The sequence below is a fragment of the Sporosarcina siberiensis genome (genome assembly GCF_042681925.1).
In the GTDB taxonomy this organism is placed as follows: domain Bacteria; phylum Bacillota; class Bacilli; order Bacillales_A; family Planococcaceae; genus Sporosarcina; species Sporosarcina siberiensis.
Genome location: NZ_JBHUGI010000029.1, coordinates 1 through 912 on the forward strand (window position 1 = coordinate 1; position 912 = coordinate 912).

Annotated in this window: 1 rRNA gene; it reads left to right on the forward strand. The window is 50.9% G+C overall.

The annotated features are described in order from the left end of the window. Positions 1 to 912: ribosomal RNA gene (locus tag ACFSFY_RS10905) — 23S ribosomal RNA — on the forward strand; the annotation flags it as partial.

Sequence of the window (912 nt, forward strand, 5' to 3'; positions counted from 1 at the left end):
ATTAGACGAAGCGATCTGGAAAGGTCCGCAATAAAGGGTAAAAGCCCCGTAGTCGAAAGTTCATTCTCTCCAGAGTGTATCCTGAGTACGGCGGAACACGTGAAATTCCGTCGGAATCCGGGAGGACCATCTCCCAAGGCTAAATACTCCCTAGTGACCGATAGTGAACCAGTACCGTGAGGGAAAGGTGAAAAGCACCCCGGAAGGGGAGTGAAATAGATCCTGAAACCATGTGCCTACAAGTAGTCAGAGCCCGGTGCGTATTTTCCTTCGGGGAAATACGCTGGGTGATGGCGTGCCTTTTGTAGAATGAACCGGCGAGTTACTGATTCCATGCAAGGTTAAGCAGAGAATGCGGAGCCGCAGCGAAAGCGAGTCTGAATAGGGCGAATAAGTATGGGGTCGTAGACCCGAAACCAGGTGATCTACCCATGTCCAGGGTGAAGGTAAGGTAACACTTACTGGAGGCCCGAACCCACGTATGTTGAAAAATGCGGGGATGAGGTGTGGGTAGCGGTGAAATTCCAATCGAACCTGGAGATAGCTGGTTCTCTCCGAAATAGCTTTAGGGCTAGCCTCAAACGATAGAATCTCGGAGGTAGAGCACTGTTTGGACTAGGGGCCCATCCCGGGTTACCGAATTCAGACAAACTCCGAATGCCGAAGATTTATGTTTGGGAGTCAGACTGCGGGTGATAAGATCCGTAGTCGAGAGGGAAACAGCCCAGACCACCAGTTAAGGTCCCCAAGTATCTGTTAAGTGGAAAAGGATGTGGCGTTGCCCAGACAACCAGGATGTTGGCTCAGAAGCAGCCATCATTTAAAGAGTGCGTAATAGCTCACTGGTCGAGTGGCGCTGCGCCGAAAATGTACCGGGGCTAAACAGATCACCGAAACTGTGGATTGACACTT